Consider the following 15,430-nt stretch of genomic DNA (forward strand, 5'->3'; position numbering starts at 1 on the left):
AAATCCTTATCTGGCAAGAGATTTAATTGATTAGTTCGCTCTAGATCAAAAACAATTGACAAAAATCGCTAAATGCCTTTCTATATAAGGGTTCCATCCCTTATAACCCCCGTCCATTGCATAACACAAACCGAAGAGCCGTTTCAATGAGCCTAATCCCTTAAATAGCCTAGAATCCAACCAAGCAAAAAGCTTTGATTATTTTCTGCTAAAATATCATAACTACTCTAGAAGACCCTTAAAACTCAAATCTGATAACTGATAACTGATAACTGATAACTGATGATGTATTGGTATAATGGCGAATTAATCGAGGATGAGCGAATAAGTCTGGGTATTGATGACGTGGGGTTGCTTTATGGAGCCACAATATTTACTACCCTGCGTATCTATCAACAAAGCTTAGATCATCCTCTAACCCATTGGCAAGAGCATCTCGAACGTTTGCACTCTAGTTTACAAGTTTTCCACTGGCCCGCTCCCGATTGGCAGCGAATTCGCCAAGGAGCCGAAAAATTATCCCTATTGTATCCTGTCCTGAGAATTACAATTTTTCCCGATGGTAGGGAGTGGATTAAAGGCAGATTTTTACCCGAAGATTTAAACCTTAGACAAGAGCGGGGAATTATTGGGTGGGTAATAGATAATCCCGCTTGGCAACGCGTTTTAGGAGAACATAAAACTGGTAATTATTTAACCCCTTGGTTAGCGTCACAAACTGCTCAAAAAAAAGGAGCAAAAGAGGCGATATTAGTTGATCGAGTCGGTCATTGGTTAGAAACTAGCACGGGTAATTTATGGGGATGGAAAGATAATTGCTGGTACAGTCCCCTGCTGACTGCTGATATTTTACCCGGAATCGGTCGCTCGGCTTTGATCGGCTGGTTAAAAAAACAAAATATTTCCCTGCAAGAAAATCTCTGGACTCCTGAATTTGTCAGGACTTTACAAGGAATTGCTTATAGTAATTCTCTGGTGGAAATTATCCCTTTTAATTCTATTCTTGGCTGTGATCTAGAGATAAATACAGCTATTTATCGGCAAGTTTTACCGGATTTACAGCAATATTTTTCCAGTCAATTAGAGAATAAATAAGGGTGTGTTACTAGAGGCTAACACACCTAAAATCTGGAAATAATACCGCTCAAGCTTTAAAATTCTCGCTCGGAATTAGCCTCACTATCGCGTTTAGAACCGAGTAAATCTAGTTGATCGACGAGAATCACCGGTTTAGAACGAGCTAATCCCGTATTTTTATCATTCCAGGTATCCATTTTTAAAGAACCTTTAATCCCGATTAAACCGCCTTTTTTCACATAATTAGCGGCCACTTCCGCCGTTTTGCCCCAAATTTCCAGATCGAACCAATCCGGCTGATCGCTATTTTTAGAGCGACGATTAACCGCTAAAGTGAAAGTACATAAAACCTTACCCGACTCGAAATACTTGGTTTCCGGGTCTCTCCCCGCTCGTCCCACCAAATGAACCAGATTTAAACTCATGGTCTTAAATCCTCAATTTAGTACAATAGTATGTTTATTTTAGCCCGAAACCCTGACTTTGACCGGTGGGCAGCCAGAAAATTAGGCCGAAGACTTGCGTAAATCTGGAGAGAAAGAAGCGATAATTAACTAGACTTGAGAAACAAAACGTAATAAAATCCAAGTCGATTCGATCGAAAATCTAGCTATAGCAAGCAACGTTGTTATCAGAACAGGAGTGCAAACAAGTGGGTTTTTTTAGAGGTCTAGCCTTATCAAGGGACATAGGTATAGACTTGGGGACAGCAAACACCCTCGTTTATGTGTCGGGGAAAGGTATTGTTTTAGAGGAACCATCGGTAGTGGCGATCGATCAAGATCGTAACCCGATCGCTGTCGGGGAGGAGGCCAAAAAAATGCTCGGTCGGACTCCGGGCCATGTCACCGCTCTGCGACCCCTGCGCGATGGGGTAATCGCCGATTTTTACAGTTGCGAGATCATGTTAGCGGAATTCATCAAACGAGCGCTCGATGGCACGATTGGCAATCCCCGCATGGTAATCGGTGTTCCCAGTGGGATTACTGGAGTAGAAAGACGTGCGGTGGTGGATGCGGCCAAAAATGCCGGCTCGCGAGAAGTGGGGTTAATTGATGAACCGGTTGCTGCAGCCTTGGGTGCCGGTTTACCCGTCTCGGAAGCGACGGGAAATATGATCATCGATATCGGTGGTGGCACGACGGAAGTGGCGATTCTCAGTCTTAATGGGACGGTGATCAGCGAATCGGTGCGCGTCGCTGGGGATGAACTCACGGAAGCAATTATCGCTTATCTAAAAAAAGTCCATAACCTGATTATCGGGGAACGCACGGCCGAAGATATCAAAATTCGCCTTGGTTCGGCTTATCCCTCCCCCGGAGATGAATTTCCTCCTCTGGAAGTGCGGGGATTGCATCTCATGTCCGGTTTACCCCGCACCGTGACGATAAAAGCGGAAGAAGTGCGGGAAAGTATGGATGAGCCACTTTCCGTGATCGTTGATGCGATCAAACGTACCCTAGAAAAAACTCCCCCCGAATTAGCGGCCGATATTATCGATCGCGGCATCATGTTAGCGGGAGGGGGTGCTTTATTACGGGGACTCGATCGCCTAGTCAGTCACGAAACCGGTATCGTTACCCATATCGCTGAAGATCCCCTGCACTGTGTTGTCAAAGGCACGGGAGAAGTGTTAAAAAATCAGAAACTCTTTGAGCGGATCGTTAATGAAACAACTCGCAATGTCTAAAGGTCACTAGGATCGGTTAGCCGTTAGCTATCAGCAGCGGAAAAATACACGGATTCTCACTCTACACAGCCAAGAGGTTTTAAATCGCTCATGTATTCAGCACGACGAAAATGGACACAGCAGGGATGGCGACTTTTTCTGCTCGCTGCCGCTTTGGGGGTGGCTTGGTACATTCGTACCTATCAAAGTGGGGCGATTTTAGAATTGTATGGTTTATTAACCCGCCCTTTTCAGGGAGAGGAAACTAATCTGCAAGAGCAACTTCTGGCCGATCAACGGGTGCGAGAATTACAAAATCGTTTAAGTGAAGTCGAATATCAAAATCAACAATTAAAAAAACAGCTTGGTTATTATCAAACCCAGAAAAAACCCCTGATTTCTGCCCCAATTATTGGCCGCAGCGCTGATGATTGGTGGCAACAGGTAATTATCGGTCGGGGTAGCACCGATGGTGTGGAAGTGGGTGCTTCGGTGACGGGAATTGGCGGTTTAGTGGGACGGATTACGGAAGTTACTCCCCACACCAGCAAAGTTTTATTGGTCAGTAATTCCCAAAGTCGCATCGGAGCAACGGTGAATCGTAGTCGGGCCATGGGTTTAATTCAAGGTCAGGATTCCCAAGTCGCCACCCTGCGCTTTTTTGAAAAAGCTCCCGATGTGAAACCGGGAGATGTGGTGACAACTTCGGCTTTTAGTAGTCTTTTTTCGCCAGGGTTGCCCATCGGTCGCATAATTTCCCTTAATTTACAGGAAAATCCCGCCCCCACCGCCAAAATTGAATTTACCGCCACCGTGGACAATCTCGAATGGGTCTTCGTTCACCCGCAACCCCAGCAGTGAGAGGGGGAATTATGCTGAAATTAAGCCGTTTATCAGCCCGTTCTCGTTTTATACTGAATATTTTAGTCACTGTCGCTTCACTGCTTCTCTGTACCTTTCTTTCCTTAATGCGGCTGCCCGGTATGGAGATTTTAGGCATCGCTCCCAATTGGTTACTGATTTGGTTGGTTAGTTGGAGTCTCAATCGCTCTTGTCTCGATAGTGTGGTGGCCGGATTAGCGCTCGGCACTATTCAAGATAGTCTTACCTCTAATTATCCTTCCCATATCATGGTTTTTGGTCTCATCGGTTTCCTCACTTCCCGTTTACACCGACAACGTTATGTTAAAGAAGAATTGATCGCCGTGGTCTTAATTGTCTTTGTTATGACTTTAATTGCCGATGGTGCGCTCGCTTTTCAATACTATCTACAAGGAGGCAAAAATCTCGCTGATCTTTGGCTCGATTATCAACGCATTGGCCTCACTTCTGCTCTGCTTAGTAGTCTCTGGACTCCCCTCGTCTATTATCCCCTCCAGCAATGGTGGCGACAATTTAGCGATCTTTAGGGGATAGGGGATAGGGGTTAGGGGATGGGGAGATGGGGAAATGGGGGTAAAACCCTAAAACCCCAACACCCTATCCCCCAACACCCAACACCCAACCCCCAACACCCTCACCCTCACCCGCTCAACTAACATGAAATACAAACAAAAACTTAGTCAATTTTTTCATAATCTTGCTAATAAATTAGAGAATTCCGAGCAACCCCCTAAAGTCGCTCCTATCGACTCCGAATCTGCGCCAGTTGCGGGGGAAAAGCCAGTAGAAGCCGCTTCCGAAGAAAAAAAGGTTAATTTAGTCTCCCGAACCAGTAGCAAGGCTCTAGAGACGTTAAAACCCTTAAAAAACAAATTTACTACCCTGATCGACAATTCCCCCTTACCGCAATGGCGACAACATCCCCGCTTTGGGTTGTACTTGGGATTGGGATTAGGCGTAACTGGGGGCATTTTAGGGGTAGGTTGGGGCATTTATCGCCTTGAAACCTCTCTACCGCAAAACATCGCCGATATACAAACCTATGCTCGTCCCGGCACCCTAACCATTCAAGCCGCTAATGGGGAAATCCTCAAGCAAAATGGCCCTAGCACTTACGAAACCGTGAAAATTGCCCAAGTTCCCCAACTGGTACAGGAGGCCTTTATCGCTAGTGAAGACCGCCGGTTTCGCGAACACGGGGGAGTTGATGGCCAGGGTATTGCTCGCGCTCTCTTTTCTAACCTGAGAGCCGGGGGAGTGGTGGAAGGAGGCAGCACCATCACCCAACAATTGGCCCGGATTGTCTTTTTATCCCAAGAAAAGAGCTTTGATCGCAAATTACGGGAAATGCGTATCGCTCAGAAAATAGAAGATAAATATACAAAAGACCAGATTTTAGAGCGTTATTTTCACCTAGTTTATCTCGGTTCCGGGGCCTACGGTCTTGCCGATGCCGCTTGGTTATATTTCAGTAAACCCGTCGATAAATTAACTCTAGCCGAAGCTGCCACCCTTGCTGGCATTGTTCCCGCTCCTAGTCTCTATTCTCCCCTCGAAAACCCTAAATCTGCCCTAGAACGGCGTAATATCGTCCTCAAAACTATGGCCGAGGTGGGATTTATTACTAACGCTCAAGCAGAACTGGCGATCGCATTTCCCCTAGGCATTAAAACCAGTCCCCTAAAACGTCTGCAACGGCAAGCGGCCTATTTTACCGATTATGTGGAAAAAGAACTGCCGCAACTGGTTCCCGCTAAAACCCTAGAAGCGGGGGGATTGGTGGTAAAAACTACCCTTAATCCTCGTTGGCAAAGCGAAGGGGAGGAAGTGGTAGAAAGAGCGGTTTCTCGTTATGGCAAGTGGCAGAACTTCCAACAGGCGGCTTTAGTGGCAATTGACCCCAAAAATGGACAAATTAAGGCCATGGTCGGGGGAATTGACCACGATAAGAATCAATTCAATCGGGTGACACAGGCAAAACGTCAGCCAGGATCTACTTTTAAGCCTTTTGTCTATGCGGCGGCGATTGCGGCGGGGAAATCCCCCTATTCTAATTATAAAGATGCACAGTATGTGGTGGATGGTTATAAACCAGAAAACTACGGCGATAAGTATAGCGGCCGCGAGGTGTCCATGCGCGATGCTTTGACTTCTTCCCTGAATGTGGTGGCAGTTCAGGTGTTAGTGGCTGTGGGTTGGAATCCGGTGATTAAATTAGCTCAAGATCTGGGTATCCAGTCGAAACTTTTACCCACTTATTCTTTGGCTTTGGGTGCTTCGGAAGTCAATCTTTTAGAATTGACTAGCGCCTACGGAACCTTTGCTAATAATGGTGTGCATCAACCAGTTTACGGTATTAATCAGGTACTTGATCGCCATGGTAAAGTAATTTATCAAGCCAATTTTAAACCGAAAACTGCTCTCAATCAAAACACGGCGGCGACGATGACTTGGATGCTGCAGGATGTGGTTAATTCGGGAACGGGAACCCCCGCACAAATTGGTCGTCCGGTGGCAGGAAAAACCGGCACTTCTGACAAGGCTCGCGACCTTTGGTTCGTCGGTTATATTCCCCAATTAGTCACGGGAATTTGGCTCGGTAATGACAATAATAAACCCACCAATGGAGCCAGTACCATGTCCGCTTGGATGTGGCGACAATTTATGTTAGAAGCAATTAAGGATATTCCCTATCAAGGTTTCCCAGAACCGAATTTAGGCAAACGTCCAGTGACAGTAAAAGCGGAACCCATTAAACCCCGACGTACCTACTTTACCCAAACTACTAACAATCGTTTAGCCAGCAGCGATGAGGGTTCCCCCACCGAAGGACCCATCCGCAGACGGCGACGGGTTCGGGTAAGTCACGAGCAAACTATCGTTCGTTCTAATACTAGCGAACCCAGCCAACGCCGTTCTAGTCGTCGGCGTACTACCGTCGCTCCTACCAGCGCCGCTGCTCCTAGTCCTGAAAATACGGCCCCCCCGGCAGCCGAACCGATTACCGTTCCCGTCACTGTGGCAGCTCCCGAAACTCGTTCGGTTCCCCTACAGGTAACTCCTCCCCCCGATGTGACTCCTCCTGCACCCCCAGCAGAAAGACGCTGAATCGGCGAAAAAACCCCGCAGGATTTGCGGGGGTTACAGTTCCAAAACTGCTCGGTAAAATCTTGGAAAAAAATCGGATTTTTGGCGGCGAAACTGGGTAAATTGGCCGAAAGCTTGCCGCTATAATAACTAAAAAGCCTGTTTAATGCCGATGACCAGTCTTATTTCCCCCACTACCGTCTCCTCAACCCGTTTAAGTCTCAGCTATCAAGTGGCTATGCCGGAACCGACTTCACACCTCTTTGAAGTTACTCTACAGATTACTGGTTGGCAAGCTCCGATTTTAAACCTAAAAATGCCGGTTTGGACTCCCGGTTCCTATCTAGTGCGGGAATACTCCCGTTTAGTCCAAGATTTTCAAGCTGTTAACCTCAACAGTCGCAAAGTTGCTAAAAATCACTGGCAGATTGACACCGGTAATAGTTCAGAAATAACAGTCAAATATCGCGTTTTTGCCCACGATTTAACCGTCAGAACCAACCATCTCGATGATACTCACGGTTACTTCAACGGGGCTGCTTTATTTTTCTATATCCCCGATTATCAAAAACATCCCCTCACCCTGACAATTATCCCCCCCCATGGCGATTGGCGCGTTACTACTACCTTAAAATCTTTATCCGCACAGAAAAACACTTTTCACGTTCCCGATTTTGATACCCTGGTGGACAGTCCTGTGGAAGTGGGTATTCATCAGTTATACGATTTTGTCGTCGAGGGAAAACCCCATCAATTAGCTATCTGGGGACGGGGAAACGCCAATCCTAGTCAAATTATCGCTGATACCACTAAAATTATTCAAACCGAGTCGGCTATGTTCGGTGGACTCCCTTATGATAATTATCTCTTTTTGCTACATCTTTCGGCGGCTGGTTACGGGGGACTAGAACATAAAAATTCCTGTACCCTTAACTATATGCGTTTGGGATTACGAGATAAGGATAAATATAATCGTTTTCTGCAATTAGTCGCCCATGAGTTCTTTCATCTCTGGAATATCAAGCGTATTCGCCCAAAAGCTTTAGAAAGCTTCGATTATGATGCAGAGAATTATACTTCTTCCCTCTGGTTTGCCGAAGGAACCACCAGTTATTACGATATGATAATCCCTCTACGGGCAGGAATATACGATAGTAAGACTTTTTTAGAGCTTTTAAGCAAGGAAATCACTCGTTATCTCAATATACCCGGTCGTCTTGTCCAACCTCTAGGCGAATCGAGTTTCGATGCCTGGATAAAACTCTACCGACGGGATAGCAATAGCGATAATAGTCAAATTTCCTACTATCTCAAGGGGGAATTATTGTCGCTGCTTCTCGATTTACTAATTCGCACCCACACCGATAACCGTCGTTGCCTCGATGATGTTTTACGCTCGATGTGGCAACATTTCGGTAAAGAGGAGATTGGTTATACCGATGGGGAATTGCAAGCAATTCTCGAATCTGCCGCAGGAGTGGATTTAAGCGACTTCTACCGCCGTTATATCGACGGTTTGGCAGAATTACCCTTTAATGAATATCTTGAACCTTTTGGACTCTATCTGCGGGGTGTTGGCAATGGGGAGACGATACCTCATCTGGGAATGCGGGTACAGAGTGAAGCGGGTAAAGAAATGATTAAATTTGTCGAGATGGGTTCTCCTTGTCAAAAAGCGGGAATTAATGCTGATGATGAGTTATTAGCCATCGATGGATTGCGGGTGACGGCGGAACAGTTAAACGAAAGATTAAAAGACTACCGCGCAGGTGATATTATTCAGATAACAGTCTTTCATCTCGATGAATTGCGAACCCTTGCTGTTCCACTGGCCACCCCGCAGACGATTCGCTATGAAATTATCAGGGTAGAAAATCCTTCTAATAGCCAGAAACAAAATTTTTCCGCATGGGTAAATCCCGTTTAGTTCTTGGTTAAATCAACAAAAAAATGTCTATTACCGCCGAAATTACTTTCCTTCCTCTCGCCTATTTTGAGAATAAATTTATCCCTTTTACTGAGGCAAAGTTATCCGTTGCTACCCACGCACTACACTACGGAACTGCCGCTTTTGGGGGTTTACGAGGTACTCCCGACCCTAGCAATCCCGGACAGATATTATTATTTAGATTAGACCGTCATTGTCAGCGTTTAAGTCAAAGTGCTAAGTTTCTTAATTACGAGATTCCTGCCGATAAAATCTATCAAATAATTATCGATTTTGTGAAAAAGAATCAGTGTCATCGACCTTTTTATATTCGTCCCCTTGTCTATAGTTCGGGGTTGGGAATTGCCCCGCGATTGCATGGTATCGAGAAGGATTTTCTCGTCTATGGTCTAGAAATGGATGATTATTTAGCAGCCGATGGGGTTAACTGTCGGATTAGTTCTTGGTATCGTCAGGAGGATAGAAGTTTCCCGTTGCGAGGTAAAATTAGCGCCGCTTATATCACTTCTGCTTTAGCAAAAACGGAAGCGGTAGAATCGGGGTTTGATGAGGCAATTTTGATGAATTCTCAAGGCAAAGTCTGTGAAGCGACGGGAATGAATATTTTTATCATCAGAAATGGTCAGCTAATTACTCCTAGTTTTGACCAAGATATCCTAGAGGGTATTACTAGAGATAGTGTTTTAACTATCGCGCGGGATTTAGGTATTCCGGTTATTGAAAGACCGGTAGATAAGACGGAATTATTTATCGCTGATGAGGTGTTTTTAAGTGGCACTGCGGCGAAAATTACTCCGATTAAAAGGATTGAAACTTTTTCTTTACCCGCGGCTAAACCGATTACTTATCAGTTAAAAGAAAAGTTAAGTTCTATCGTTCTCAATCAGGAACCAAAGTATCAAGATTGGATTACTAAAGTTCCTTTATAGTTAGAGAAATTTACTTGATTTTTCCAGTGGATGCGTCAAATGATGGCGCATCTCAAGGAACCCTGAAATAAACAGAAATTATTCATTTTTCGGTTTGGCTCCTTCCTGTATATAGGGTATAGTTTTATTAGGATCAATCTTCAGCACGGGTTTCTTCCCTGTTGCTGTTTTTTCTTGTTGATTGTCGGTTTCTTGCTGATTTTGATTATTATCGGTTGTATGTTCCATAGTAGAGCAAATAAGTATGATTATACCTTAAACTCTCTCAAAGTTGTCAAGGATAGTATTAATCAACTAAAGACAAAACTTACTTTGATTCTAACTATTAGTTTATTGGTATTTTGGTTAATTGTGGCCAAGATTTACCTACTTATATAGTTTCCCTTGAATATAACCAATCTCTTTATGCTTGGGTTAAGCTGTCCTGCATTTAAACGATGTCTTGGAAATTTTATTACAAATGCTCAAACTCTCAAACTAGGGATGAATTTCCGGTATCACTGGTCACTGAAATAGGTACAATAAACAGTGGCTCGTTTTCATAGAGAACTTAAATGACGCAAAATAATCCCCTAGAGTTGATTGAGAAGTTAGAAACAGGAATCCCCGGCTTTGATTTTCTTTCGGAAGGGGGATTACCGAAAGGACGAGCAACTTTGATAGCGGGGACGGCAGGAAGTGCTAAAACGGTCTTTGCCTGTCAATTTCTCGCAGAAGGCATCAAAAATGGAGAAAATGGCGTTTTTGTCACCTTCGAGGAGCCACCACAAGCACTAAGAAAAAATATGGGTGGTTTTGGTTGGAATATCCGGCAGTGGGAGGAGAATCGTCAGTGGGCCTTTGTCGATGCTTCCCCCCAACCGGAAGAAAAGCCGATGGTGACGGGAGAATACGACCTAGGCGCATTAATCGCTCGCATTGAGTTTGCTATCCGCAAAAATAAAGCCAAACGGGTGTCTATGGATTCTTTAGGCGCAATTTTTAGCCATTTAAGTGATAGCGCTCAAGTGAGAAGTGATCTTTTTCGTCTGGCAACCGCTTTGCGAGAATTGGAAGTAACAGCGATTATGACCGCAGAAAGAACCCAAGAATACGGCGAAATCAGTCGTTATGGGGTGGAGGAGTTTGTGGCCGATAATGTGGTGATTTTACGCAACGTTTTAACCGATGAGAAAAGAAGAAGGACGATCGAAATTTTAAAATATCGGGGAACCGATCACCAAAAAGGAGAATTTCCTTTTACAATTATTCCCAACAAAGGGGCCGTGATTATTCCTTTATCAGCTATTGAATTAGAACAAAAATCCTCTAATATTCGTATTACTTCTGGCAGCCTGGAACTCGATAGAATGTGTGGTGGTGGTTTCTTCCGCGATTCGGTTATTTTGGTTTCGGGAGCCACGGGAACAGGAAAAACCCTCATGGTGACAGAATTTATGGCCGGGGGAGTAACCAATGGGGAAAGATGTTTAATTTTTGCCTTCGAGGAAAGTCGCGAACAGTTATTTAGAAATGCTACTGGTTGGGGGGTGGATTATGACCGCATGGAAAAGGAAGGTAAATTAAAGGTAGTCTGCCGTTATCCCGAAACTACGGGTTTAGAAAATCATCTAATTATGATGAAGGAAATTATCGAGGAGTTTCAACCTAATCGAGTGGCAGTAGATAGTTTATCTGCTTTAGAAAGGGTTTCTAATCTGAAAGGATTTCGGGAATTTATTATCGGTTTGACTTCTTTTATTAAGCAAAAAGAGGTGGGAGGATTATTTACTTCCACCACTCCCACTTTATTAGGAGGTTCCTCGATTACAGAAGCACATATTTCTACAATTACTGATTCAATTATTCTGCTGCGTTATGTGGAAATGTATGGAGAAATGCGCCGCGGTATCACTGTTTTAAAAATGCGCGGTTCTATGCACGATAAGGATATTCGTGAGTTTTCGATCGATCATCAAGGTATGCACATCGGTCAACCTTTCCGTAATGTTACCGGAATTCTGGCTGGAACTCCTATGTACACAGCACAAACAGAAGTAGAACGTTTGAGTGGATTATTCGAGGATCGTAGTTAAAATACAGCAGCATTTGCTAATCGCACATCGGCCGTTAGCTTTTTTCTCCCTATCTCCTTCTTGCTTTCTTGATATGTATATGTCTAAAAACTTTTGCTTTATTTTTCTAGGTCTTTTACTGATAAATAACCTACATTTATCAGCCTTGGCAGAAACAGTTTTACAAAGAATTGCTCGCACGGGAGAATTAAAAGCGGCAGCCAGAAAAGACGCTACTCCCTTTAGTTATATCGATGAGAAAACGGGACAATGGACAGGTTACGGAGTGGAATTAATGCGCTTAGTCCAACGTCGATTAGAACAACAATTAGGTAAACCGATTACAATAACCTTTACAGAAGCGACGACTAATAATCGTTTTCAGCAAGTGGAACAGGGACAAGTAGATTTATCCTGTAATGCGGCAACAATTACGGAAGAAAGACTAGAAAAGGTTAATTTTTCTATTCCCTATTTTATGACAGGAGCGCAATTTTTAACTAAAAGGGAAAATGTTGATAAAATAGATATTAATAACACTTTAGCGGCAGTTGCGATCGCCTATATTCCCCACACCACCACCGATAGTATTATTCGTTATATCTATCCTCTGGCTAATTGGCAAGCTGTCAGCGATCGAAGTGAAGCAGTGGCAAAATTACAAAGGGGAGAAGTAAAAGCAGTGGTTAGTGATGGAATTCTTCTGCTGGGGGAAATCGTTAAACAAGGACAGGATCCGCGACAATTTGTGCTACTACCCCGTCAACCGATTACCACCGAACTTTATGGCTGTATTTTACCCAAAAACGATCCCGAATGGAAAAAATTTGTTGATACTGTCGTCGGCAGCAATGATAACCAGAAACTGCGAGAACAATGGTTTAATTTAGAAGAAAGTTCTTTCCCCTATAGGATTCTCAGTCAACCCTAAAAATAGACTGTAATTGCTGAAAATTAAAAGTCAGTAAATTCTTGTTTTTTTTGCCTTTTCCTTGTCACTTTTTCCTGAAAAACTATGTCTTTTGTCGGTTTACATATTCACAGTGATTATAGCTTACTTGATGGTGCTTCCCAATTACCGGCACTAATTGATCGAGCGATCGAATTAGGACAACCAGCGATCGCTTTAACCGATCATGGAGTCATGTATGGTGCGATCGAATTAATTAAAACCTGCCGTAATAAGGGAATAAAACCAATTATTGGCAATGAAATGTATGTAGTCAATGGCGATATTGAAGTCAATCTTCGCCACCGAAAATATCATCAAGTTGTTTTAGCCAAAAACACCCAAGGCTATAAAAACCTGGTTAAATTAACTACTATTTCTAATCTGAAAGGTATTCAAGGTAAAGGCATTTTTGCTCGTCCTTGTATCAATAAAGAGTTACTCCAACAATACCACGAAGGATTGATAGTTACCAGTGCTTGCTTGGGTGGAGAGATTCCCCAAGCGATTTTAGCTAATAACAGGAAACTGGCTAAGGAAACTGCTAAATGGTATAAAAAACTTTTTGGTGATGATTTTTACTTAGAAATTCAAGATCATGGTTCTAAAGAAGATCGGATTGTTAATGTAGAAATAGTTAAAATTGCTAAAGAATTAGGAATTAAAGTAGTTGCTACTAACGATTCTCACTTTATTTCCTGTTACGATGTAGAGGCACACGATGCCTTGCTTTGTATTCAAACTAGCAAGTTAATTACTGAAGACAAACGCCTCCGTTATAGCGGCACAGAATACTTAAAATCTGCTGATGAAATGCGTTTACTTTTCCGTGATCATCTGCCCGAAGATGTGATTGAAGAAGCGATTAATAACACCTTAGAAGTAGCAGAAAAAGTCGAACATTATAACATATTTAATGAACCGAGACTCCCTAATTATCCTGTTCCTGCGGGACATACTGCCGATAGTTATGTAGAAGAAATTGCTTGGTTAGGATTACTAGAAAGATTAAAATGTCCTTCTCGTCACGAGATTGAGCCTGTTTACAAAGAAAGGCTTGAATACGAATTAAAAATGTTACAGAAAATGGGATTTTCTACCTATTTTCTCGTCGTTTGGGACTATATAAAATATGCTAGAGATCATGATATTCCCGTCGGTCCAGGACGCGGTTCTGCGGCAGGTTCTTTGGTAGCATATTCTTTAAAAATAACCAATATTGATCCCGTTCATCACGGTTTATTATTTGAGCGTTTTCTCAATCCTGAACGGAAATCTATGCCTGATATTGATACGGATTTCTGTATCGAGAGACGGGATGAAATGATCCAATACGTCACGGAAAAATACGGGGAGGCTAATGTTGCCCAAATCATTACTTTTAACCGCATGACATCAAAAGCTGTCTTAAAAGATGTGGCGCGGGTGTTAGATATTCCCTACGCCGAATCGGATAAAATGGCGAAAATGATTCCCGTTTCTCGCGGTAAACCCACACCTTTAAAAGTGATGATTTCCGATGAAACTCCCGAACCAGCATTTAAAGAAAGATACGATACGGAACCCCATGTGCGTCATTGGTTAGATATGGCAATTCGTATCGAAGGTACTAACAAAACCTTCGGAGTTCATGCCGCGGGAGTCGTCATTTCTTCCCAACCTTTAGATGAAGTGGTTCCCCTCCAGAAAAATAATGATGGGGCGGTAATTACCCAATATTTCATGGAGGATTTAGAATCATTGGGATTGTTAAAAATGGACTTTTTAGGGTTAAGAAATTTAACCACTTTGAAAAAAACCGCCGATTTAATTAAACAAAATCAGGGTATAGATATCGATCTCGAACAATTGCCTTTAGATGAAAGAAAAGCCCTGCAAATTCGGGCTAAAGGGGAACATAAAAAACTACCTCCCGATATTATCAAAACCCACGGATTACTAGAAGAAGGGGATTTAGAAGGTATTTTCCAGTTAGAATCATCGGGGATGAAACAGATCGTTAAAGAGTTAAAACCATCGGGTATTGAGGACATATCTTCAATCTTAGCACTCTATCGCCCTGGTCCTTTAGATGCGGGATTAATTCCTCTCTTTATTGGCAGAAAACACGGTAGAGAACCCATTCGTTATGATCATCCTTTATTGGAACCAATTCTTAAGGAAACCTACGCAGTTTTAGTCTATCAAGAACAGATTATGAAAATGGCGCAGGATTTAGCCGGTTATTCCCTAGGAGAAGCGGATCTATTGCGTCGGGCAATGGGTAAGAAAAAAGCCTCCGAAATGCAGAAACAAAGGGAGATGTTTATCGATGGTGCTGCTAAAAATGGTGTGGAAAAAAGAATCGCTGAAAATCTCTTTGAACAGATGGTAAATTTTGCCGAATATTGTCTAGGAGGTGAGACGTTAATTTTAACTGAGGAATACGGATTATTACCAATTGCTAAAATTGTGAGCGCAGAAATTAACTGCACTGTTTATACTGTTGACCAAAATGGTTTTGTTTATAGTCAACCAATCTCTCAATGGCACGAGCGAGGTTTACAAGAAGTCTTTGAATACACCCTAGAAAATGGGCAAACTATCCAAGCAACCAAAGATCATAAATTTATGACTAGCGACGGAGAAATGTTAGCCATAGATACAATATTTGAGCGAGGTTTAGATTTAAAATCCTCTGATTTTTCCTAAAAACCAAACCCCCCAATCTTGTCGGATTGAGGGGTGGGAAAGAATAATCCTGGCATCGAGCTATTGTCCCGGTCGGCAACCCGACAAGTATCTTGGCCACGGTGAAGTTTCACAACCGAGTTCGGGATGGAATCGGAGTGGTGC

12 protein-coding genes are annotated in these 15,430 nt (G+C 43.2%); 10 read left to right on the forward strand and 2 right to left on the reverse strand.

Features of this window, described 5'->3' with window-relative positions; all coding sequences use genetic code 11:
• Positions 1 to 285 precede the first annotated feature (285 nt).
• A complete protein-coding gene (locus IM322_RS20230; protein ID WP_287675129.1) occupies positions 286 to 1,095 on the forward strand; it encodes an aminotransferase class IV in 810 nt (269 codons plus the stop codon).
• A 56-nt stretch (positions 1,096 to 1,151) separates the two neighbouring features.
• On the opposite strand, the gene IM322_RS20235 is transcribed toward IM322_RS20230, so the two are convergent.
• A complete protein-coding gene (locus tag IM322_RS20235; RefSeq protein WP_002797092.1) occupies positions 1,152 to 1,502 on the reverse strand; it encodes a single-stranded DNA-binding protein in 351 nt (116 codons plus the stop codon).
• 227 nt (positions 1,503 to 1,729) lie between these two features.
• Between IM322_RS20235 and IM322_RS20240 the strand changes: the two genes are divergently transcribed.
• The 6 genes from IM322_RS20240 to IM322_RS20265 all read left to right on the forward strand — a co-directional run bounded on the left by IM322_RS20240 (position 1,730) and on the right by IM322_RS20265 (position 9,592).
• Complete coding sequence (locus IM322_RS20240) at positions 1,730 to 2,767, forward strand: rod shape-determining protein (protein WP_287675117.1); 1,038 nt, start codon at positions 1,730 to 1,732, stop codon at positions 2,765 to 2,767.
• A gap of 90 nt (positions 2,768 to 2,857) precedes the next feature.
• Positions 2,858 to 3,607, forward strand: coding sequence for a rod shape-determining protein MreC (gene mreC / locus IM322_RS20245; protein WP_286825561.1), 750 nt, complete (start codon positions 2,858 to 2,860; stop codon positions 3,605 to 3,607).
• The gene (gene mreD, locus IM322_RS20250) at positions 3,574 to 4,155 is read left to right on the forward strand and encodes a rod shape-determining protein MreD (protein ID WP_287675118.1); all 582 of its coding nucleotides are present in this window, start codon (positions 3,574 to 3,576) and stop codon (positions 4,153 to 4,155) included. The genes mreC and mreD overlap by 34 nt, the downstream gene beginning before the upstream one ends.
• Positions 4,156 to 4,285: 130 nt before the next feature.
• Complete coding sequence (locus IM322_RS20255) at positions 4,286 to 6,736, forward strand: transglycosylase domain-containing protein (RefSeq protein WP_287675120.1); 2,451 nt, start codon at positions 4,286 to 4,288, stop codon at positions 6,734 to 6,736.
• Between the two features lie 145 nt (positions 6,737 to 6,881).
• Entirely contained in the window at positions 6,882 to 8,642 is a 1,761-nt protein-coding gene (locus IM322_RS20260) for a M61 family metallopeptidase (protein ID WP_287675122.1), read from the forward strand.
• A gap of 23 nt (positions 8,643 to 8,665) precedes the next feature.
• Positions 8,666 to 9,592 carry a branched-chain amino acid transaminase gene (locus tag IM322_RS20265; protein WP_287675124.1) on the forward strand — a complete coding sequence of 309 codons (927 nt, stop codon included), beginning with the start codon at positions 8,666 to 8,668 and terminating at the stop codon, positions 9,590 to 9,592.
• Between the two features lie 78 nt (positions 9,593 to 9,670).
• Here IM322_RS20265 and IM322_RS20270 read toward each other — a convergent pair whose 3' ends face one another.
• Positions 9,671 to 9,820: a hypothetical protein gene (locus tag IM322_RS20270; protein WP_287675126.1), complete on the reverse strand. Its 150-nt coding sequence runs from the start codon at positions 9,818 to 9,820 to the stop codon at positions 9,671 to 9,673.
• A 326-nt stretch (positions 9,821 to 10,146) separates the two neighbouring features.
• Between IM322_RS20270 and kaiC the strand changes: the two genes are divergently transcribed.
• The 3 genes from kaiC (at position 10,147) to IM322_RS20285 (ending at position 15,286) form a co-directional block, all read left to right on the forward strand.
• The gene (gene kaiC / locus IM322_RS20275) at positions 10,147 to 11,667 is read left to right on the forward strand and encodes a circadian clock protein KaiC (RefSeq protein ID WP_002797104.1); all 1,521 of its coding nucleotides are present in this window, start codon (positions 10,147 to 10,149) and stop codon (positions 11,665 to 11,667) included.
• Between the two features lie 79 nt (positions 11,668 to 11,746).
• A complete protein-coding gene (locus tag IM322_RS20280; protein ID WP_287675127.1) occupies positions 11,747 to 12,577 on the forward strand; it encodes an amino acid ABC transporter substrate-binding protein in 831 nt (276 codons plus the stop codon).
• Positions 12,578 to 12,661: 84 nt separating this feature from the next.
• The gene (locus tag IM322_RS20285; RefSeq protein ID WP_287675128.1) at positions 12,662 to 15,286 is read left to right on the forward strand and encodes a DNA polymerase III subunit alpha; all 2,625 of its coding nucleotides are present in this window, start codon (positions 12,662 to 12,664) and stop codon (positions 15,284 to 15,286) included.
• Positions 15,287 to 15,430 lie beyond the last annotated feature (144 nt).

Source organism: Microcystis sp. M109S1, from assembly GCF_020247025.1.
Taxonomy (GTDB): Bacteria; Cyanobacteriota; Cyanobacteriia; order Cyanobacteriales; family Microcystaceae; genus Microcystis.

What these genes read in the sequence shown, in the direction of transcription:
- IM322_RS20230 (WP_287675129.1), top strand. Translation starts at nt 286, where the DNA reads ATGTATTGGTATAATGGCGAATTAATCGAGGATGAGCGAATAAGTCTG.
- IM322_RS20235 (WP_002797092.1), bottom strand. Translation starts at nt 1,502, where the DNA reads ATGAGTTTAAATCTGGTTCATTTGGTGGGACGAGCGGGGAGAGACCCG.
- IM322_RS20270 (WP_287675126.1), bottom strand. Translation starts at nt 9,820, where the DNA reads ATGGAACATACAACCGATAATAATCAAAATCAGCAAGAAACCGACAAT.
- IM322_RS20260 (WP_287675122.1), top strand. Translation starts at nt 6,882, where the DNA reads ATGCCGATGACCAGTCTTATTTCCCCCACTACCGTCTCCTCAACCCGT.
- IM322_RS20255 (WP_287675120.1), top strand. Translation starts at nt 4,286, where the DNA reads ATGAAATACAAACAAAAACTTAGTCAATTTTTTCATAATCTTGCTAAT.
- mreC (WP_286825561.1), top strand. Translation starts at nt 2,858, where the DNA reads ATGTATTCAGCACGACGAAAATGGACACAGCAGGGATGGCGACTTTTT.
- kaiC (WP_002797104.1), top strand. Translation starts at nt 10,147, where the DNA reads ATGACGCAAAATAATCCCCTAGAGTTGATTGAGAAGTTAGAAACAGGA.
- IM322_RS20280 (WP_287675127.1), top strand. Translation starts at nt 11,747, where the DNA reads ATGTCTAAAAACTTTTGCTTTATTTTTCTAGGTCTTTTACTGATAAAT.
- mreD (WP_287675118.1), top strand. Translation starts at nt 3,574, where the DNA reads ATGGGTCTTCGTTCACCCGCAACCCCAGCAGTGAGAGGGGGAATTATG.
- IM322_RS20285 (WP_287675128.1), top strand. Translation starts at nt 12,662, where the DNA reads ATGTCTTTTGTCGGTTTACATATTCACAGTGATTATAGCTTACTTGAT.
- IM322_RS20265 (WP_287675124.1), top strand. Translation starts at nt 8,666, where the DNA reads ATGTCTATTACCGCCGAAATTACTTTCCTTCCTCTCGCCTATTTTGAG.